20 protein-coding genes are annotated in these 21073 nt (G+C 52.9%); 12 read left to right on the top strand and 8 right to left on the bottom strand.

The features are described 5' to 3' along the window. Positions 1-70: 70 nt before the first annotated feature. From AB8516_RS04690 to AB8516_RS04640, 11 genes are all read left to right on the top strand, one after another. Entirely contained in the window at positions 71-559 is a 489-nt protein-coding gene (locus tag AB8516_RS04690; RefSeq protein ID WP_369158548.1) for an NUDIX domain-containing protein, read from the top strand. Position 560: 1 nt separating this feature from the next. After that, positions 561-2198 (top strand): aminoglycoside phosphotransferase family protein, encoded by a 1638-nt coding sequence (locus tag AB8516_RS04685; RefSeq protein WP_369158546.1) that lies wholly within the window; start codon positions 561-563, stop codon positions 2196-2198. Next, positions 2191-3081 (top strand): GAK system ATP-grasp enzyme, encoded by an 891-nt coding sequence (locus AB8516_RS04680; protein WP_369158544.1) that lies wholly within the window; start codon positions 2191-2193, stop codon positions 3079-3081. Before AB8516_RS04685 ends, AB8516_RS04680 begins: the two co-directional genes overlap by 8 nt. Continuing rightward, positions 3078-4208: an HprK-related kinase B gene (locus AB8516_RS04675; RefSeq protein ID WP_369158542.1), complete on the top strand. Its 1131-nt coding sequence runs from the start codon at positions 3078-3080 to the stop codon at positions 4206-4208. The genes AB8516_RS04680 and AB8516_RS04675 overlap by 4 nt, the downstream gene beginning before the upstream one ends. A 45-nt stretch (positions 4209-4253) precedes the next feature. Then, positions 4254-5219, top strand: coding sequence for a histidine phosphatase family protein (locus AB8516_RS04670; protein WP_369158540.1), 966 nt, complete (start codon positions 4254-4256; stop codon positions 5217-5219). Between the two features lie 58 nt (positions 5220-5277). Beyond that, positions 5278-5982, top strand: a complete 705-nt coding sequence (locus AB8516_RS04665) for a histidine phosphatase family protein (protein ID WP_369158538.1) — start codon at positions 5278-5280, stop codon at positions 5980-5982. Next, positions 5972-7318, top strand: a complete 1347-nt coding sequence (locus AB8516_RS04660; RefSeq protein ID WP_369158536.1) for a metallophosphoesterase — start codon at positions 5972-5974, stop codon at positions 7316-7318. Before AB8516_RS04665 ends, AB8516_RS04660 begins: the two co-directional genes overlap by 11 nt. A gap of 50 nt (positions 7319-7368) precedes the next feature. After that, positions 7369-7644 carry an amphi-Trp domain-containing protein gene (locus tag AB8516_RS04655; RefSeq protein WP_369158534.1) on the top strand — a complete coding sequence of 92 codons (276 nt, stop codon included), beginning with the start codon at positions 7369-7371 and terminating at the stop codon, positions 7642-7644. Beyond that, the gene (gene pncC, locus AB8516_RS04650) at positions 7645-8160 is read left to right on the top strand and encodes a nicotinamide-nucleotide amidase (RefSeq protein ID WP_369158532.1); all 516 of its coding nucleotides are present in this window, start codon (positions 7645-7647) and stop codon (positions 8158-8160) included. Positions 8161-8310: 150 nt separating this feature from the next. Next, positions 8311-8832: an RNA 2',3'-cyclic phosphodiesterase gene (gene thpR, locus AB8516_RS04645; protein WP_369158530.1), complete on the top strand. Its 522-nt coding sequence runs from the start codon at positions 8311-8313 to the stop codon at positions 8830-8832. 304 nt (positions 8833-9136) lie between these two features. Then, on the top strand, positions 9137-10123 hold the full coding sequence (locus AB8516_RS04640; RefSeq protein ID WP_369158528.1) for an IS110 family transposase: 987 nt from the start codon (positions 9137-9139) through the stop codon (positions 10121-10123). A gap of 84 nt (positions 10124-10207) precedes the next feature. On the opposite strand, the gene AB8516_RS04635 is transcribed toward AB8516_RS04640, so the two are convergent. The 8 genes from AB8516_RS04635 to AB8516_RS04600 all read right to left on the bottom strand — a co-directional run bounded on the left by AB8516_RS04635 (position 10208) and on the right by AB8516_RS04600 (position 19832). Beyond that, positions 10208-11317 carry a lipid A-modifier LpxR family protein gene (locus tag AB8516_RS04635; RefSeq protein WP_369158526.1) on the bottom strand — a complete coding sequence of 370 codons (1110 nt, stop codon included), beginning with the start codon at positions 11315-11317 and terminating at the stop codon, positions 10208-10210. Positions 11318-11875: 558 nt separating this feature from the next. Continuing rightward, positions 11876-13705 (bottom strand): ABC transporter ATP-binding protein, encoded by a 1830-nt coding sequence (locus AB8516_RS04630; protein WP_369158524.1) that lies wholly within the window; start codon positions 13703-13705, stop codon positions 11876-11878. Then, positions 13698-14078, bottom strand: coding sequence for a hypothetical protein (locus AB8516_RS04625; RefSeq protein ID WP_369158522.1), 381 nt, complete (start codon positions 14076-14078; stop codon positions 13698-13700). The genes AB8516_RS04630 and AB8516_RS04625 overlap by 8 nt, the downstream gene beginning before the upstream one ends. A gap of 58 nt (positions 14079-14136) precedes the next feature. Then, the gene (locus AB8516_RS04620) at positions 14137-16599 is read right to left on the bottom strand and encodes an EAL domain-containing protein (protein ID WP_369158520.1); all 2463 of its coding nucleotides are present in this window, start codon (positions 16597-16599) and stop codon (positions 14137-14139) included. Between the two features lie 215 nt (positions 16600-16814). After that, complete coding sequence (gene tsaA, locus AB8516_RS04615) at positions 16815-17537, bottom strand: tRNA (N6-threonylcarbamoyladenosine(37)-N6)-methyltransferase TrmO (protein ID WP_369158518.1); 723 nt, start codon at positions 17535-17537, stop codon at positions 16815-16817. A 2-nt stretch (positions 17538-17539) separates the two neighbouring features. Further along, on the bottom strand, positions 17540-18262 hold the full coding sequence (locus AB8516_RS04610; protein ID WP_369158516.1) for an SDR family oxidoreductase: 723 nt from the start codon (positions 18260-18262) through the stop codon (positions 17540-17542). 143 nt (positions 18263-18405) lie between these two features. Next, a complete protein-coding gene (locus AB8516_RS04605; RefSeq protein WP_369158514.1) occupies positions 18406-19002 on the bottom strand; it encodes a hypothetical protein in 597 nt (198 codons plus the stop codon). A gap of 5 nt (positions 19003-19007) precedes the next feature. Next, complete coding sequence (locus tag AB8516_RS04600; protein ID WP_369158512.1) at positions 19008-19832, bottom strand: glycosyltransferase family 2 protein; 825 nt, start codon at positions 19830-19832, stop codon at positions 19008-19010. A 283-nt stretch (positions 19833-20115) separates the two neighbouring features. Between AB8516_RS04600 and AB8516_RS04595 the strand changes: the two genes are divergently transcribed. Continuing rightward, the gene (locus AB8516_RS04595; protein ID WP_369158510.1) at positions 20116-20982 is read left to right on the top strand and encodes a hypothetical protein; all 867 of its coding nucleotides are present in this window, start codon (positions 20116-20118) and stop codon (positions 20980-20982) included. The last annotated feature ends 91 nt before the right edge of the window (positions 20983-21073 follow it).

The raw sequence follows: 21073 nt of genomic DNA, 5'->3' as shown, positions 1-21073 counted from the left end.
GATTGATGGCAATGCTTTTTCTAATCAATGATTATTACAATGAGCAAAAAGGTGGCTACTCAACTGCCCAATGAACGACCGACCACAACAAAAAGGGCTGGAACCGAACATCCGTAATGCCGTGCGCGCTGTGATCGTACGTGATCATGCGGTATTGATGCAGAAGAAATGGGCGCAACAGCGCGGTACCTGGTACACCCTTCCCGGTGGAGGTCAGGATGTGCACGAGACCCTGGTCCAGGCACTGGTGCGTGAATGCGAGGAGGAGATCGGCGCCACCGTGGAGATCGAGAGCCTGCTCGCGATTGCCGATTTCTACAAACAGCGCGATACGGCCTACCCTTCGGTGCGGCATCTGGTTGAGTTTCTGTTCGGTTGTACCCTGCCGGCAAGCTATCAACCCGCATCGGGTCACCATCCCGACAAACATCAGGTCGATGTGGTGTGGGTGCCCTTTGCCGATATCCTCAACCATGAGATCTTCCCCAAGGGATTGGCACCTCATCTGCCCGGTCTTGCGCAAGCGACGACACCGACATATCTGGGAGTCATCGACTGACATGCCCCTCGCCAAAAGCATCCAGGAAAATCTTCATTTTCTGCTGACTGAGACCACCACCCACCTCTCCCTGCTGGAAGATTATCTGACCCTGCCTACGGCAACCATCCCCATGCGGCTGCTGGACCGTCAGGGGTATGTGGAAAACCTGAAGCTGAGCATCCATAACCACTGTTTGCGAGAGATGTCTTCATCCCGCGGGCAGGATGCGGATTACCAGTTACTGAGATCGGTGGAGGTGATCGCCAGCCAGCTGGAGCGGATTGTGGAGCTTTGCCGGGATGCGGTGATGCAGAGCGCCCATGTCCAACATCGGGGTATGCTGAAGGTGAAGGATTTTCTAGCCATGATCGACCGGGTCAACAATGGACTGGAGTTGATCGAACCCGCGTTGTCGGCCAAGGATACCCGCCGCGCCCTGAAGATCGGCAAGGTGGAACGACACCTGGTCGATGCCTACCAAAAACAGCTCAAACGATACTCACGGCTGCTGAAAAAGGAGAAGCATCCGGCGGATCGGATTTCGCTCATCATGTTGGCGCATATTATCGAGCAGATGGGCAATGCCATGTTGCGGGTCAGCGAGGCGATCATCTCTGCGTCGATGGGGCAGCATTTCAGTACCGACCGCTACCATGCATTCAATGCCTCGGTGACAGAGCTCAAGACAGTGAACGACATCGATGAACTGGCGTTCAAACCGATCGCAGAGACCAAATCGGGCAGCGCCATCAACGCGCTCAGCAGCAATGAAAAGGGCAGCGGTTACCACGCCATCTTCAAGGATGGCCGAAAGCGTAAGCTGAAGGAGGAGAAGCAGCGGGTCAATGATTGGCACGATATCTTTCCCGGACTGGCGCCGAAGATCCTCGCCTATCAGAAACAGGGCGATTCCGCGGCCCTGTTGATTGAGCACCTGGCGGGGCAGACCTTCGAACAGATCCTGCTGGACGGTTCTGATGCGCTGCTTCAGCAGGCCCTGAATCATCTGACCAAGACCCTGACACAGGTATGGCTTGAGACCAAGACCAAAAAACCTGTCTCCGCCGGGTATATGAAACAGCTGGCGAAGCGCATGGGGGATGTGTATGCCATCCATCCCGAATTCAGACAGCCTGCGGTCAATATCGGAGGCGCAGCGTTTCCCGCATTCGATGATCTCCTGAAACGGATGCAACGCTTCGAGTCTGACGTCAAGGCGCCGTTTTCCGTCTATATCCATGGTGATTTCAACGTCGATAACATCATCTTCGACCCGCGGGAGAAACGTATCAATTTCATCGATCTGCACCGTTCCAGCTATATGGACTATCTGCAGGATGTCAGCGTCTTCATGGTCTCCAACTACCGACTGCGGGTGTTCGATCCCCGGGTCAGGCAGCGGATCATGGATCTCTGCCACGCCTTCTATCGCTTCGCCAGGGTCTTTGCCCGCAAACAGGGGGATGAGAGCTTCGAGCTGCGGCTGGCGATGGGCCTGATCCGCTCCTTTGCCACTTCAACCCGTTTTATTCTTGATAAATCCCTGTCGGAGCGCATGTTCTCGCGCGCCACCTATCTGATGGAGAGACTGCTCGAGAGCGAATCCAAATCCAAGCGCCCATTTGTGGTGCCCGTAAAGGAGATATTCATTGGCTAAACCGAAGATCGGGGTGGTCGGCATCCCTGGAAAATGGTCCACGGAGGCCCTGGCGGACGCGGTGGAGGCGGCCACAGGCTTTCGCCTGGTGATCGACATGGCCGAGGTTTGTGCCGAACTCGACAGCGGCAGACTCGTCTATCGGGAGCATGATCTGACCCGTCTCGATGGGGTCGTGGTGAAAAAGATCAGCGAAGAGTACAGTCCCCATGTCCTGGACAGACTGGAGATGTTGCGCCAGTTGCAGCGTGCCGGGGTGCGGGTGTTCAGCAAGGTAGAGCGTATCATCCGCCTGATCGACCGTCTCAGCTGCACCCTGTCGCTCTACAATGCAGATATTCCCATGCCCCCAACCCGCGTCACCGAGAGAATTGCCATAGCTGCCGATACGGTCACTGCATTCGGATCGGCTGTCTTCAAACCGCTCTATTCCACCAAGGCCAGAGGGATGACGTTGATCGATGCCGATCAGGATCCGCAACAGCTGCTGCAACAGATCGAGGCCTTTCGGGTGGACAATCCGGTGATGTACATCCAGAAAAAGCTCGCGCTACCGGGCAGGGATCTGGGAATGGTGTTTCTCGATGGGGAATATCTCGGTAGCTACGCCCGGGTGGGTAAATCGGGGACCTGGAATACCACCATCAGGAGCGGCGGTCACTACGAGGGTTATCAGGCCGACGAGGCGTTGGTGACGCTTGCCCGCAAGGCGCAGGCAATCTTCGGTCTCGATTTTACCACTGTCGATGTGGCGGAGACCGAACAGGGACCGGTGGTCTTCGAGGTCTCCGCATTCGGTGGTTTTCGTGGGGCGAAAGAGGGTATGGGCATCGATGTGCCATCCCGTTATGTGGCCTATATGCTGGAGGAACTCGAAGTATGAACATACCTGCCGAGTGGGTTGGTGTCAGCAGTGCCGGGGATGCGGCCAAGCTGCTTATGCAAAAAGTGCAACTGTGCGGGGAGCCGTTGCAGCTGAACATAGGTGATTGTGTCCTGGTGATTCGTTCCAACAGTCAGTCGCTGCTGGATCGGTTGGCAAGCTATTTTCATCATCTGCCCAAGACCAGGGGTCTGGCGACCATCGAAGTCACTGCGATCGAGAGCGACAAGCTCGAGACCGGTCTGCCGTTTATCGACTGGCGCCGCGAAGCGGGTAAAAGCGGGCGCAAGGATGCCTATGTGGAACTGACGGATGGCCGCCTGGTGCTCAAGGTGCGCACCGGCATGCTGTTTCTGCAGAGCGAGCAGTGGCGCATCGCGGTCGGACCTTGTGAGGAAAATGACAACCAGCTGATCAATTTCATCAATTCACAGGTAATGAACTGGTTGCAGCAGCGGGAGTGGCTGATCTGTCACGCCGCCGGCTTGATCCTGAACAATCATGCGATCGCCATGGCCGGATTTTCCGGGGGTGGCAAGTCGACCCTGATGTTGCATCTGATGGAACACCCGAAGAGTCGCTATCTGACCAACGACCGGCTCTTCCTGCGACGTCGGGGCGTCGGGGTGGAGGCGGTGGGTATCCCCAAGCTTCCCCGTATCAATCCAGGCACCGTGGTGAACAGTTCGCGGCTTTCACCGCTGATCGATGAACAGAGAAGGGAGCAGCTGCTGAAGTTGCCGCAACAGGAGCTATGGGAGCTTGAAGAGAAGTTCGATGTGGATGTTGAACGGCTGTATGGCAGCGATCGTATCGATACCTCGACACCCGTATCCTTTGACGCGATGGTGATCCTGAACTGGAGCAGGGGTGAGCGTGCACCGGTTAAGATGACAAAGGTCGATATTGCGCAACGCAGTGAATTACTGAATGCGGTGATGAAGTCTCCAGGGCCATTCTTTCAGGATAGCCTTGGTGAGTTTATAAGGGATGATGAACCGCTTCAGCCCGCTCCTTATCTGGATCTGCTGAAGCGTGTCCCAATCTATGAGGTGACAGGTAAAATAGATTTTGCCGGGTTGAAAGAGTTGTGTTTGAAGTTATGGATGAGCGATGACAGGCCCTAGCAAGCAGACACCCAGCAACTAAGAACTGTATGAGGCAGACAGACAATGACTAGAGAATTGATGTTGCTCAGACACGGGAAATCCGATTGGAGTCAACAGTTAGAAGATTTCAAGCGCCCGCTAAAGGATCGCGGCAAACGTGGCGCCCAACGCATGGGGGTGTGGTTGCTGCAGCAGCAGTTACAGCCCGATTATGTCATCAGTTCACCCGCAGAGCGTGCCATCGTGACTGCTCAGAAGACGGTGAAGGCGATGGGTGGCGATGCCTATGCCATCGTACAGGATCGGCGCATCTATGCCGCCAATGTGGGTGAATTGTTGCGGGTACTCTCGGATGTGCCACCTGACAGCAAGCGGGTCATGTTGGTGGGACACAACCCGGGATTGGAGATGCTGACAGAGTATCTGCACGGTGAACGCATCCCTTTGCCCAGTGACGGCAAACTGATTCCCACCGCAACTTTGGCGCATCTTGAAATGCCGGATGACTGGATTGATCTGAAGGCAGGGGACGGTGAACTGCTGTCCATCGTTCGCCCGAGCAGTATGGACAAGAAGTTTCCCTTTCCCGATGAACATGGCACTGAGATGCGGGATCGACCGGCCTATTACTACAAACAATCCTCGGTGATTCCTTATCGGATAGAGGAGGGTGAGGTTGAAATCCTGGTGGTCATGTCGAGTAAGCGGAAGCATTGGGTATTGCCGAAAGGGATTAGCGAGCCTGCATTGAGCCTGCAGGATTCGGCAGCAAAAGAGGCCTTGGAGGAGGCGGGTGTCGAGGGGGAGGTTGCTGAAGAGCCCATAGGCGCCTATTCCTATGAAAAATGGGGTGCAGAATGCACGGTGAGTGTCTACCCGATGCAGGTTACCCGCGAATTGCCGGAAGACGAGTGGGAGGAGCATCATCGCGGACGCGAGTGGCTGGCGCCTAAACAGGCGATGAAAAGGGTCAAGCAGGCTGAATTGAAACCGATGATACAAGCCCTGGCCAAGCAATTGAATGGGTAGGTCGTCAAACGCATGGTCTTGATCAACGAACACCCTCTGTCTTATATGGCGCTGAGTCGTGGCTAGATTGATAGCCGCCATATTGCGTCATGGCGAGTATCACCAACTGCCTGATACCCCGAGTGCACTGCAACCCTATCCCCTGACCGGGGTTGGGGCAGAGCAGGCAGAGCGCTCGGTAACCCTGATTCAGGGTGTCCTCGAAATGTTCAAATGGCGCTTGTATCCGGTAATCGACAGTTCGCGCTTGTTGCGTGGTTGGCAGACCGCTGAAATGATTCGCAAGGGATTACAGATTGCGAGTCCGGATAGATTGCAGATCGAATCATACGATGCACTGGCCGAGCGTTCCCTGGGTTCAGCGGCCAACCTGTCGTTGCAACAGATTGAGTCGGTGTTGCGGGACGATCCCCGGTTTTCGCAACCGCCAGCTGGTTGGAAGTCCGACAGCCACTATCGACTGCCGCTTCAGGGGGCGGAGTCACTCATGGATGCCGGCCAACGGGTGGCGGAGCACATGGAGCGCCGGCTTTTAGAACTGCAATCGCAAGTGAAGTCGGATAGCGTGAAGTTGTTTGTCGGTCATGGTGCTGCCTTTCGTCATGCCGCCCACCATCTCGGTGTATTGTCATTTGATCAGATTGCGGCACTGAGTATGTATCATTGCCGACCGGTTTTTCTCGAACGTCTGCCGGATGGATCATGGCAGCATCTGACTGGAGAGTGGAAGATCCGCTCGAAAGGAGAATCATTTGACGACTAAGAACAAAAACAGTATCGAACGTCACACCCGGTATCTGCCGGTATACAAGGGTCGGAAATGGCTTGATGTGGAACTGCCTACAAACAGTCAGCCGTGGCTCTTGGGCAGACAGCGTTCGGTTGTCAAAGAGAGGGGGCAGCGCAGTTCAGCGGCGGGGCTGTTGAGAGAAGTGGTGAAACGAGGTAAATGGCAGTGGCCAAAACGCAAGCTCTACTTCTTCTCCGACCTGCATGCCGACGCGGATGCCTTGATCGCCTCTCTGGTGGCATCGGGTGGGGTGAAAAAGACAGGGAGTAAACAGCATGCGTTGAAGCTGACCTCACATGGCAAAGATGCCATTTTCGTCATCGGCGGGGACTGTTTCGACAAGGGGCCAAGCAACCTAAAACTGTTGCGGTCGATACAACAGCTGAAACAGCTGGGAGCCAGGGTAGTGCTGCTGGCGGGTAATCACGATCTGCGCGTCAAGTTGGGTATTGCGTCGGTGGGCATGGATCCCGATCCTCGCCACGACCACTTCTTTATACGCATGGGCAGCAAGGTCATACCCATGTTGCGTGAAATCGTCGATGAGTATCTTCAGGATAAGGATGCATTGAAGGGTGTGCCGCCTACACGCACCTGCCGACGCATACTCTACCCGCCGAAGCGCTGGTTTAAGGAGTTTCCGAAAATGGCGAGCTGGGTCATGCCTGATAAACGTATGGCCAGGGAGCTGAAACGTCTCAAGGAGAAGATAGACGACTTTGAATCGGACTGCGAGGCGGTAGGTCTCTCATTGCGCCATGTCTATGCTGCTGTGATGAAATGGCAACAGCTGTTTCTCAAGCCAAAGGGAGAATTCATTTGGTTCTACAAGCAGATGCAACTGGTCTACCGCCAGGGCTCTTTTCTCTTTGTCCACGCAGGTATAGACGACAGGATGGCGAAACTGATTGAGCGTAAAGGCATCAAGTACATCAACAAGGAGTTCAGGGACAGTGTCGAAGATGAGATTTTTGAATTTTACTATGGACCGATGGCCAATCTGATTCGCACAAAATACCGGGACGTGGATATGCCGTTGACACGCAAAGGGAGCGACTTGATGCACGATGCGGGCATCCACACCATAGTGCATGGCCATGCCAACCGTCATTACGGACAAAGGATCATGCTGCGTAAGGGGATGATCCACTTTGAATGCGACGCCACTATCGACCGCTATACTCGCATTAAGGAAGGGCTCAAAGGAAAGGGTGCCGCAGTGACCATCTTTCATCCGAAACAGCTTGTGATGGGTATCAGTACCGACTATCCGCATATCAAGGTGTTCGACTATAAGTCATTTACATAGGCAATCTCTGACCAGCCTATGCTTAATCGATGTAGAGTTGGAAAACAATCATGAGACAGGGTAAAAAAAACTTCCGTCATGAATCGTTGCAGGATAAAGAGTCGATTCAGGCGCTTCTAAAGGCGATCTCTCAAGGGATCGCAAAAGGTAAACTGACCCTCAGCGATGAGGATGGCGAGATGGTTATGCAGCCAAATGGATTGCTGCAGTTGAAAGTCGCCGCCACTCAGGATGAGGAACGGCATCGCATCAATCTACGCATTACCTGGCAGGTCGAAGCGGATAGGCCGAAAAAGAGCAAGAATTTAAAGGTTAAAGTGAAATAGATGGATATTACCTCGGCTCAAGCCGTTGAAGAGCTAACAGGAGTATGTGCCGGCCGGCTGCGCCAACAGGGTTATCGTCTGGTTGTTGCCGAGTCCTGCACCGGTGGATGGCTTGCCAAGATTTTGACCGATCTGCCTGGGAGCAGCGATTGGTTCGACCGCGGATTTGTGACCTACAGCAATCAGTCGAAACAGACAATGCTGGGCGTCTCGTCAACAACCCTGCAACAATCCGGTGCGGTAAGTGAAGCCTGCGTCCTGGAGATGACGCAAGGAGCATTGACTGAAAGCGGTGCCGACGTTGCAGTGGCGATCAGCGGGATTGCCGGGCCCGGTGGCGGCAGCAAGGAAAAGCCGGTGGGAACCGTCTGCTTCGCCTGGCAGGTCAAGGATAACGAGGGAATGGCCCAGCGGCACTTTTTCAATGGTGATCGCAACCAGGTGCGTTGGCAGGCGGTGGTCTGCGCTTTGCAACAACTTGAGGGTATACTGAGCGCGCCTCGCACCTCCAATTGATCAATGTGGTGGGGCTCTGTTCCATCAATCACGGCTATATAGGAGCGTCACTTTAAAGCTCGAGAATAAAGCTAGCGGCATCGCTATCGTTTCAAGACTGAATGGAGCATGGATTCAATAGCGGAGTGAGAGAGGTAATCAGACTGATTGATGAGTGAGGAGCGTTATTTCTTTGCCCTATGGCCGGACGAGGAGGTGCGGTATCGCCTGAGTGCCTTGGCGCATACATCCGAGCCGGGAGAAGGGCGCCGTCATATTGCAGAGGATCTGCATATGACCCTGGTCTTTCTCGGTCAGATAGTGCCATCCCAAAAGCGCTGTATCGAAAATGTCGCCGATGGTATCAGGGGGGCGCCGATCGAGTTGTCGATTGATCATACCGGCTATTGGTCGAGACCCAGGATATTCTGGGCCTCACCGGGAGAGACGCCCTCAGCGCTCAGCCAACTGGTTGTGGATTTGAACAATGGCCTGACCGGTTGTGGACACGAACCGGAGGAGCGCAGTTATAAACCCCATGTCACCCTTTACAGGAAAGCGCGCCGGGTTGCCCCGCAACAGCTGTCAGAGCCTATTGTCTGGCAGGTGAGCGAGTTTGTCTTGGCGTCTTCGGCGAACCCGGGTTCATCCGGGACACGTTATCAGGTGTTGCGGCGCTGGGCACTGGAATAGGCCTGGGCATGCCACGTAAACAATATGATGTACAAGTAGGGTGCGGCTTGCCGCACCGAACCATTAACAGAACCATCCCAAGCGTGGTAACCGGTAGATGGTGCGGCAAGCCGCACCCTTGTATCTCTTCTGATGAATTGTTTAGCTAGCAATTCATCACACGGTGATAAGACCTGCACCGCACCCTGAGACCACGAGTCTGTTTTGTAGATACAGGCTATCACCGATTCTCTATAAACTGAATGGTATCGGAGTCCCTCCGGCATTACGGAGAGAGGCTGCATGAACAAGGTGAGTGAAGAGAATGAAAGCGATAATTGGCATTGATGTGAGTAAAAATAAGCTGGATTGTCTGTGGTTACGCAGTATCGAACCACGCAAGGTCAAGTCGAAGGTCTTTCCTAATACACCAGCCGGCCATGACCACCTACTCGATTGGTCACAAAAACAGACTGGTCAGCCACTGAGTGGGTTACGCTTTGTCATGGAGGCGACTGGCATCTACCACGAGCGTCTAGCCTACGGTCTGCATGAGCAAGGTGGTGAAGTCGCGGTGCTTAACCCGGCCCAGGTGAGAGATTACGCCAAGGGTATCGCGGTGCACACCAAGACCGACAGAAAGGACTCGCTGGTGTTAGCCTTGTATGGCGCCAAAGAACCCCTGCATCTGTGGAGACCGGAACCGGCAGAGATACGTAAACTCAAAGAGTTACTGTCACGGCTGGAGGCATTGCAAGGCGATATCCAGCGTGAACGCAACCGCCTGGAGAAGGCTTTGTCAGGGATCAGTCATCCAGAGGTTGGGCACTCCATCTCGACCGTGCTCAAAGGCCTGGAGCAAGAACAAAAGCGTCTGGAAGCGATGATCGATGAGCATATCGACACCCACCCCCAGCTGAAAAACGACCAGCAGCTGCTAGAAAGTATCCCAGGCATTGGCCGGACCCTCAGTCGAATCATGATGAGTGTCTACCGTGCCCGGGATTTTGAGCATGCTAGTCAAATGGCCGCCTATCTGGGAGTGGTGCCCATCGAGCATCAATCCGGATCCAGCATCAACAAGCGACCACGACTGTCGAAAGCAGGCAGCGCGAGGATCAGGGCCAAACTCTACATGCCTGCTATCGTGGCCAGTCTACACAACCCGACGGCCAAGGCCTTATACGAGCGGTTGCTCGCGAGAGGAAAATGCAAAATGTCCGCATTAGGAGCCGTTATGCGCAAATTAGTACATCTGTGCTTTGGGGTACTCAAGCACCAGCAAGTTTACTCCCCACAAGCCGCTTTATAGCTACTTGTGGGAGTAAGGGAGAGATGGTATCTACATCTGTTTTTAAGTCCCCCGTGGAAATGAGAAAAATGGGAATAGAAGAGATCAATAGGTCTTGCTGATAATCAGTCCGCTCCAGAAAGGGTCATCCTTGCCGCTGTTCTCGATCTCATTGTTCTGCTTGCGTATAACAAAGCTGATACCCATTCCGTTGCTGAATGTTTTGGTGATACCCAGCCATCCATTCAGAATCACAGATTCCAATTCATCCCGGTTGAATGTCACTACACTGTCGCGAAACTGGCCTTGTAGTATGGCGTTATAAAAACGGTATTTCAGGTTCAATCCACCCCAGAGAAAGAATTCCGGTCGAGTGTGCCCATGATCGGTAGTTTGTCCGAATGTTTGTCCAAAGCTGATGTATTCGGATTGATGAGGGGTAAATCGCCACCAGGGCGTATTGAGTTTTCCCAGCCGAAAACTGATTGCGCCGTTGACGTCCGTCGTATAACCGATACCGGCTTCAAGCCCGGCTCTGACATCATATGAAAGGCTTCCCTGACGACTCAACAGCATTTTCTGAACGGAGAGTGAGTATTTGGCCGTCAACTCACCGCCGTCTGAGATCTGATTGCTCCATCCCCGAGGTTGGTCGGAGTCGGTCAGGTTGTGCATCGCTTTTTGTACTTCCTCACCTACATCCGTGCCCAGGACTCCCAGCAGCAGAGTCGACTGAAAAAGCAAACCACGTGAGGGGTAGACACGACTCTGGCTGTTGGACAGGAACAGCATGTTGGCATAGGGGTGATCGTTCTCAATGGGATCTGATTCAGCAATATCATCCGGGGTAAAAATGGTTAGGCCGTATTCGATGGCATGCCTGTGGATGCCATTGTCCCCTGCCTGGAGTTTGCCGAAGCCGCTCAGTCGATCCAGACTATTCAGCCATGGGTCGAGAGAGAACCAGTAATCGGCGGCACGCTTACCTGTTAAAGTGAGTGCAAGGCCACCCGTATAGTTTCGGTCCTTTTCGTCGTTGAAGGAGATGTCATTATCGAAATAGATCTGCCAGCCTGTGTCATACGGTTCATCTTTGGTACGCATATCCCAGTCGCTCTCTGCGTGTCCTATCTGAACCAATGACAAGATTAATGCTCGGAGTAAACCAATCGGGATGAATCCAAAATAAGAGTTGCGTCGATGGTTGTATGACATAGAGATTATATCTTTCCTTACCACTACCTGGTAATCCACTTTACTCAGCCACTACAAAAAAATGATGTTAAAAAAGTTTCAGTGTTGAGTTTATTTGAGTGGATGGTTTTTTTTCAATGGTCAGGCATGGGAACCATATTGCATATTACTAACCTACCTACTGTATATGTTCCCACGCTGGAGCATGGGAACGAGTAAAATATGATGTGACAAGTAGGGTGCGGCAAGCCGCACCCTACATCTGTTTTTTTGGTTCCCACGATCCCACGTGGGAATCCATGCAGTGTTCTGTTAATCTGCCTCCTGTATGTATTCTCATGCTAGAGCGTGGGAACGAGAACAGATCTGTCAGCCAGTATCATACGGGTGATCTCTGGCATGTGTCTCCCTGTTGCGCTCTGCACTCTGTATTTACATCAGGGATGGATGAGCATGTGAAACCGACAGAAACCTGTTATTCAAAGATACGTATAAGATAATCAAAGGGTTTCATCCACCGCATTCCTGGTTCGGCGCGGCTTAGGCAGTAAATCTTGATTGGCGAGTGCTCAAATATACCTAGCGCTGCTGTTCCTGCCGTCCGTACAGGCTGGTATAGAGGCCGTTGTTTTCCAACAATTCCTCATGACGACCCTCTTCAACGACCTGCCCATCTTCAAATACAAGCACCCGGTCAGCCTGTTTTACAGCACTCAGTCTATGCGCAATGATTATCGTCGTTCGTCCCTTGAGAAAGCTCTGCAGGGCAGCATGGAGGTCGCCTTCCGTTGTGGTATCGAGGGCGGAGGTGGCTTCATCGAGAATCACCACCTTGGGGTCGGTCAACACCATGCGTGCAATAGCAAGCCGTTGCCGCTGACCGCCGGACAGGCGGACACCGAAACGGCCGATCAGTGTCTCCAGACCATTTTCCATGGCATGCACGGTATCCTGCAACTGTGCGATCTCCAGGGCCTGCCACAATTTATCATCTGCAATCTCGCGCCCCAGGGTGAGATTGATCCTGACACTGTCATTGAGCAGGGCCGGGTGTTGTAGAACGGTGGCGACATGGTCCCGTACTACGTCCATACCGACCTCCTCTACGGAAATCTCGTCAAACAGAACCCGTCCGGCCTTAACGGGATAGAGGCCCAGTATGATTTGAACCAGGGTGGTCTTTCCACCACCGCTGGCTCCGACGAAAGCAACCTTTTCACCGGCTTTGACTTCCAGGTTGACACCGTTCAATACAGACGAGCCATCGCCATAGGCAAAGTGGATATCCTCAAGACGGAGACCGACAGTGGGTTTGCCGAGAAAGGGATTGTGGTTGTGCGGATAGGTCGGCTCAAGGTCGACTCTAAACATCTCGTTAATGCGGCCGAGCGCTGCCTGTGCGCCATTGTAGGCATACTGGATATTCAGCACTTCCTGCACCGGCCCCATCATGAACCAGAGATAGGCGTAGACGCCTAACATTTCCCCAATCGTCAGATCGGACCAGAGCACCATGAACATGCTGACAGTGCGGAAGATATCAAAACCGAAGAGGAAGATCATGAAGGAGAGGCGATTGGCCGCATCGCTCTTCCAGGTGAACGCCGCGGAGTGATGGCGGATATTGTCGGCTTTGTCGATGATGCGTCTTATATAGTGCCGCTCCCGGTTGCTGGCGCGAATCTGCTGAATGGCATCCAGGGTCTCCTCGAGAGACTCCTGAAACAGCTGGAAGGCTGAGTTCTCCCTCTTTTTGAGCTGCTTGACCTTGCGCCCGAAAATAGTGGTGAAATAGATCACCAAGGGATTGAGAAAAAGAATGAAAAAGGCCAGGGCCCAGTTGATCCAGAGCAACACGATCGCGGTCCCGATGATACTCAACGCAGCCACCAGGAACTTGCTGGTGGTGACACTGACGAAGCTGTCCACGGCTTCCAGATCGGTAACCAGATGGGATGCGACGGTGCCGCTGCCCATGGTCTCGTAGGCGGACATGGAGATGCATTCAAGTCTGAGCAGCAAATCCCGCCGGATATGAAAAATGACATCCTTGGCGATCCTCGTGAACTGCCAGGTCTGCCACACACCGAAGATAAGCGCGAGAAGGCGCAGGATGAGGGTGAGAACCAGAATCGCGAGAATGTACAGCACCGGTCCATGCCAGGCCTGTGGAAACAGGGCATTCATGGCGGCAATCGCCTTTCCGGGTTGGTCGAGCAACACTTCGTCCACCAACAACGGAATCAACAGGGGCACGGGTACGGCAGCTATGGCACCCAGAACGGCAATCACATTGGCGGCAACCAGCTCACGCCGGTGATGCAGCACCATCTGGATCAGTTCGTTCCAGCGATACTCCCCCTCGCGCAAGCCGGATTTGGACAACGGGTATGCGGCATCGCTATTCATGACATCGAAGGTTGGCCTTCATCCGCCGAAGACCCTCGATTCGGCTCTGTGTGTGATGAAGACGATCGTTCTCTTGATATTCAGCAATAGCGGAATAACCCAGATAGCTCAGGGCGCCTGGCACCCAAAGGGAACCGATCCAGATGGACGCCCCGGTATAGGGGTCCTCATAGAATCCCGGTTTGGCACTGTAGGATCGACTTTCCAGGTGTGACAATCGCTGTTCCAGCTGCCTGCAGCTGAGTTGCTCGTCCCCTTCCTCATAGAGGGGTTCGACAGGTCTCGGATAAGCTCTGGCCTCATCAGTCGATATGGCAGGTGTTGAAACCAGCATCAGTATCAGTGGCAGGGTGTATCGTTGCAGTTGCATCATAATACGGCTCCCTAATTCCCCGGCGAGTCAATGACAGTAACCCGGATGGAGGAATGCTTCAGAGTACAGACTCGTTAAAATCGTAGATCAGGTTGCTTTCCGGCCGCTGTACGAAATTCCCCTGTACGTAATCGGTACCGCTGCTCCACAAAATGGCGATGCTGCGTGGATCCTCCACTTGCGGAGCTATGACTTTGATACCTTTTTCATGGGCAAGTTCGATGAGCTGCTTGAGTCCCTGTTCGGGTTCCTGCAACAGGTTGAAATCGAGCTTTATAAATTGAATGGGCAGGTGTTCGATGACTCGCTCGGTTTCCGGTGTAAGTGTGGCGCGGGTCAGCAGGGAAGAGATGCCGATCTTGCCCAGGATGTCGAAACAGATCTTCGCGGATTTGAGGTTTTTGGCCACTTCGTTGATATTGAACTCGAAGGTCAGCGATCCTTTCTGTATCTGACCCTGGCGGTATTTTTCGCGCAGCCAGGTAAGACGTTCCATGTTTTCCAGCAGATCGGTGGATTGGGAGACGAACAGATGGATTTCATTCCCTTGTAACTTATGCTCATTGATGACATGGACTGCCCGTCTCGCAGTCCATTGATCCACCTTGCTGATCAATCCCAGCTCCTCGGCCGCGGGGATGAACTCTGCGGCACGATGCAGTTTGCCATCGGGTTCCTGAAGTCGAAGCAGGGTCTGGTAGTGGGCCTGGGTGCTGCCCTGCAAGGCCACAATAGGCTGGAAATAGATATCGAAATAGTCCTTCTCGATGGCGCTTTCGATCAATGTACCCATGTCTACCGCTGCACTTTCACCTGCCTGTGCCTGGGGAGATTTCTCCGCTTCAACGAATTTGATTTGATTGCCGCCTGCTTCAAGGGCCTGGCGACTGGCGATCTGAGCATGGGCGATAATTGAGCGAGAATCATGATTATTCCTCTCGACCGGGTAGATGCCGATGCTGAGAGTGACACCGACAGTGGTATTCTCGACCTCGATGATCTGCTTGGATATCGACTGACATAGCGTTTCACCCAGAGACTGCAGATCATCCCGTGATGGACGCAAGGCAAGCAGGCTCAGGCTGTTGTCGCCAAAGCGGGTCAGTATATCCTGGCTCTGCAGGTGCTGTTTCAGATGATCGGCAACCATCGCAAGTACCGCATCGAGGCCGCCGATACCCACCGACTTGATGAGTTCTTCCGGATTGTCTATCTGCAGAAAGAAGATCCCCGTGATTTCATCGATTGGTGACTCTGATTGCAATAGGGCGTCAAGACGTTCAAGCAGATAGTTGCGTGAGTGAAGGCCGGTCTCTTTTTCACCGCGGGTATGGCCGTGCAGACGGTGACTGAGTTGGCGTGCGCGTCGGATGCGGTTGGTGACGGTGGAAATGAGATGTTTGGGCGCGATCGGTTTGGAGAGAAAGTCCTCGCCGCCGAAACTGAGTGCACTCAGCTGTTTGTCAAGATCCTGCTCACCTGAGAGAAACACGATCGGTACGTCGAGGAACTCATTGTCTTCCCGGATTACCGTTGTCAGTTCAGTGCCGCTGGCTTCCGGCATATAGAGATCCATCAGGATCAAGTCCGGTTTGAAATCCTGCAGGACATCCATGACCTGCAGCGGATCTGTGACGCACCGGCAATCGAAATTGGCCTTGCTTAAAATGGCATCGGCAAAATCGGCCTGTGCCGGGTCATCCTCGACGATCAGCACACGATAGGCGGTGTGCGAATGGGTGGAAGAGAGTTCGCGGATGCGTTTTGCCGCCAGGTAGGGATCGACCGGTTTCACCCAATAGGCACTGGCATCCACGCGCATGGCGGAGAGTCGGGTCTTAAGGTCCGGGTTGTCCGCGATGAAGGCTACGGGCATGCCGGGGAGCGCATTATTCTTGTTCCACAGCCCACCATTTTTCGATTCGGGGAAGAGTTTGCCCAGCAAATCCACATGGCTGATCAGTAAGCTGGTATCATCCGGATTGATCTCATAGTAGTGTACGATCTCTTCCGTGCCGGTGAGATACTCGACGTCGAATTGGTTGGCTTGCAGGTGTCGGGTCAGATTCGCCGCCAGTGCTTCATCGATACCGAGAATAAATACCTTCTGTTCAGTGGAGAATTCCGATTCATCCTTGTCGGTTTCCGCAGGTTTACTGGCGAGCAGTTCCGCCTGCTGGTTACAGGCCTGAATAGCAGCGTCCTTGAAGGCGTGAACCAGGCCGTCCAGGGCAACGACATCGTCGTGTTGGGGCTTCAGGCCGGTGCCGTGATAGTCGCCAAGATGAGAAATCAAAGATCTCCCGCTCTGTGCAATTTGTGGTACGCCGAATTTTGTTCCTGATTCGTTCAGCGTTGTGATTCGTTCGATAAGGGTATCCAGATGGTTGCCTTTCCAGTCGCTATGGACCAACTGGTGCCAATTCTCCAAAATCGCAGAGACCCTACCGGGGACTTGATTCAGAAACGTCTGTACCAGGTCGGGTTTCGCGATATGTTTGACGGGTTTGTCGTTACTCATCAGGGATTTGGGTTTATTTTTCTACCAATTCGGCGTATCTGCACGAGACGCTGGGACAGCGTGTCAATGCACGACATTTGCTTCAGCTTCTAACTACTTGTCCGATCAGGGAATGATAGCGGTTTGTTAGGCCGACAGGAAGCACTCTTTGAAGAAAAGGGCAGATACAACAAAGATCCGCGTACGGGGAGAAATGAGGTCCTGCTGGCTGCTCGTCAGTCGGCGGAGATCTCCTCGATCGATTGCAGCTCGATGACATGAAAAGTCCCCCCCTTAACTTCCCAACGAATATTGAAATCGTGCAGGCGCATACCGAAACGGCTCCTTCTGCTTTCATCCAGGTAAGCGGGGCGCGGGTCATTTTGCAGGACACGCAGTATCAGCTGCCGCAGTTTATGGGCCTCTGCAGGCGGCATATGCTTGAGAACCCTTTCCGCCGCTGATGAGTAGCTCAATTCGATCGCCTTTCCCGGGGCATCGGCGGCGTACCCGCTGTTTGCGTCCGGAATGGCATCTACATAGGGTAGATAGGGTTTGATATCAAGCACCGGTGTGCCGTCCAACAGGTCGATACCCCCCAAAAGCAGATTGACACAGTTGTGTGACAATTCGAGGTCGAGCAGATCGACCACAGAGAGACCGATGGGATTGGGGCGTATGGGACTGCGCGAGGCGAATACCCCCACCCGTTGGTTTCCGCCCAACCGGGGAGGGCGAACGGTAGGTTTCCACTCGCCGGTTGCCGATGCATGAAATACGAACACAATCCAGAGATGAGAGTAGTCGGCCAATTCGCGAAAGGCCTCCGGCCGGTTGTAGGGAGGGAGGATCTCCAGCCGAGCCTCAGCTTCGGGTATCAGACGCGACTGCCTGGGGATACCGAATTTCTCTTTGAAACAGGAGTGGATGATGCCGATTGGCTGGAACTCGAAATGCATAGTTAGTTTTTGAACTGAATTACCTTTTTCAGTGGATTGAGGTTGATTTCATCAAATACCGTGCCGGGATGGGACCCCAATACCAACATCACGGTGTCTGCTATATCTTCCGCGCGCAAAGCGTTTTCCGCCAGTTCACCCGGCTTGAAATTGAGCTTATCGTAAAAATCCGTGTCCACCATACCGGGATTGATAAGGCAGACTCTGACGCCCCTGCTGCTACATTCGCTGCGTAGTGACTGGGTAAACCCCCTAAGGGCAAATTTACAGGCCGAGTAGACAGCACCCTTGCGCCCGCCGGTCAATGCCGCCTCCGAACCGATGACTACCAGATCACCGTAACCCGATTGTTTAAGCAGGGGTACCAGGGCACGGGCGGCATAAAGATGCTGTAGCAAATTGACTGCAACCAGATCGCTGATCTGCTGAAAAGAGAACTCCTCTATATTACCGAAGCGTCCGGATCCTGCATTCAAGATCGCACCGTTCATGTCCGGGTGGTCAGCTGTTATCTCCTCCAAGTGTTTTGGCAAGGTATCGAGGGAAGCAAGGTCCACAATACGCTTTTCGAGTCCATCTTCGTCGGACCAGTTTGCAAAGTCACGTCCAACGGCCACCACTTGATGGCCCCGATTCAACAATCGCCGTGTTATCGCGGCGCCGATACCGTGACTGGCACCGGTTACCAGTAATTTACGTGGTGACGTATGAGACTCTTTATCCATCGGCATTTCAACTTGTCACTGTTTGTCATCTGGTGTGGAGCGGATAGGGTAACAATTGCCTGTTGCAAACGGTAATCAATTTTTTAAAAATGGCAGCCGGAAACACCTTCCTAATCGTCATCAGCAAGAGATCGACAAACAGGTTACTGAGTCAATTCGATCATTGAGCGAATCAAACCGAGCTGTTGTTGTACCAGTGTGTGCACGAATTTAGCACTGATTCCTCGTGAGTCATTGGCGGGATTATCCGAAACGATCTTGAAAATCTTGGCGTATTCGATCATACCGATATCATTCACGGCCTGAATGAATCCGGATGACTCCATGTCGAAGGCCATATCATCCGTATATTCGGATTTAGGCTCGGGTACGCATGTCAATGCCCCGGTCGTCCTGGTAATCAAGTGTCGAATTGTTAATGGCCACTCCTTACCGCTTTGCTGATCGATAACGCGGTTGATCAAGAGCGGTGTGCCGACAGCAAGAGATCCGTGACCGCAGATACCCAAATTGATCCATTTTGCAGTAGAACAGGGTTTGATCGAGTCTATATAGCGCACACCCCGGGCGGATGCCGCCGCTCCCGGCCCGGTTATGGCTAACTGGATCCCGTTACCATGGTAAACAGGGATTTCCATGTTTACCTGATCACGTCGTAAATTGAGTAAGTTAATTAATGGCCTCGCCTCGGCGGGAAGCGCTATGACGAGGTTGATAAACTCGCTGTCCCGTTTTCGCATCTGCCTCATTCCATCGTATATCGCCGCTGAATTGCCCGATAATATTCCGCACGTTCGTGTTGATCACGCTTCTCTGCGCCCTGGGCCAGGATGCCGCTTTTTTGCACCAATGTATTCACGGCGGCAATCCGGTCATTCCTTTCAAGCCGATTATTTTCAAGCAACTTGATTAAGGCATGGACACGAAATCTGTCCATGCCCCAATGGCGTTGTGACAACTGGTCGGCATGACCGCCATACTTCTCTATCAGGGGTTTGTCGATAAACAGGACCTCTTCTGTGGCGCAGATCCTCAGCCACAGATCATAATCCTCACAGGCCGGCAGTTCGGTATCGAACAGACCGAACTCGTCAAACAGTGTACGGTGCAATATGGCCGATGAGGGAGAGATGACACACAGCGGCAGGCAGCGCTGGAAGATCATGCCCCCGCTTTTTGCGTGTTTATGCATTTGATTGACCCTGACGCCTTTGCGTATCCACAATTCGTTGCTGTGGCAAAGACGGTAGTGCGGTGAATCGGTCAATGCCTCGAGCTGTAGTTGGAGTTTATCCGGTAACCAGCGATCGTCTGAGTCGAGCAAGGCGATCCACTCGCCACGGGCCTTCTTTATTCCCAGATTTCGCGCACTGCTGACACCCTGGTTGGATTGGTGGAGATAGTCGCACTGGTCATATCGATCTGTCATCAGTCGCGCTGTATCGTCATTAGAGCCGTCGTCGACGACAATGATCTCCAGCGGCGGATGGGTCTGCGACAATACCGAGTCAATCGCCCTCGACAGCGTATGGGCGCGATTGTAGGTTGGAATGATAACTGAGACCGACATATATCAAGGCTGGACTTGGTAATGTGAAAACGGGTTTGAGGCGGTAAATTCAGTATCCGGTCTATCGTAACGGTTGTTGCGGGTGACAAGAGGGATGTTTATAGCACATTAGCAATAACCGAAATATGGGGTTGTGGTTTGAAATTATCTTAATAACCTGGAATTTAAGTGTTTTTTTGTGAAATTGTTTGAGCTGCTTGACAAAAAACAGGCAAAAAAACCCGTATGCTTTATAATTACCGACGAAACTGTGCACTGTAACCTAATGGATGGATTCTTGAAAATGAGTGCCTGGCAAGGGATTTTGCACATTCCAGCAACCTATCTGAGAGGAGGGTTTCTCCTCGGAGCCTATGCTGAAGTGAGATCGAGAAGATTTGATACCGATGCTGTGCTTGAGAAGATATTACAGCACGATAAGGAGGGTTTTACCTCGTTCTATGAGCGATACCGAGGACGTGTCTATCGCTTTATAGTCAGGCAATATGGCACCGGCGAGTATGGCAAGGCAGCCTACTATTCGGCATGGCGCCACCTGGTGGTTTCCGGGCTAACCATCAAAACCCCAAAAGATCTCAAGCGTTCTTTCTATTCATACCTCGGCAAGTCGGTGCAAAATCCAGGCATTTCTCAGAGCACTGATATGCCGAGTAACTATCTACCCCGCGATATCGAGGAAGACGGTAATTGGAGCCTGGTCCTTATTGAGCACTTCAAACAGCTGTCTGTTGAGAAGAAGCGCTACTTTCTCTTCAAACATGAGATCGGTATCAGTGAAACGGCCATTTCCAGGACATTGGATGTCAGCAGGAAGGACGTCGAGAAAGGATTGCGGGAAGCCGAGTCGGAACTCCGCGAGGCAATGGAAGATTCAGGCTGTCCAAAGAAACGCTCATTGGAGAGACTCTATCGTGAGAGCAGGGTAGTGAAGCCACCGGCTTCGTGGGATCAGGAGATTATTGATTCATTCAATATGTGGCTCAGACAGACGGAGCAACCGAATCAGCCTGAGAAGGCCCCAGTAAAATCGGACGTTTCCACGGGTATCGCTGGAAAGCTGGGCCATTTCAAAGACCAGGTCAGATCCAGAATTTCGAATCTAGGCAAACGAGATCACCAGAAAGGACCCCGGGTGCGCAAGCTCTCCTAGTGTTAGGACACGATTCACTAGGGCCTGTTAAGACTAATCCAATCGGCTTCATAGAGCCATTTTAAACCTACTTTTTGATGGCGATTACTGG

Source organism: Candidatus Thiodiazotropha sp. LNASS1, from assembly GCF_964212655.1.
Classification (GTDB): Bacteria; Pseudomonadota; Gammaproteobacteria; order Chromatiales; family Chromatiaceae; genus Thiodiazotropha.
Note: the sequence above shows the minus strand (reverse complement) of the source record. Positions and strands in the feature narration are given on the sequence as shown.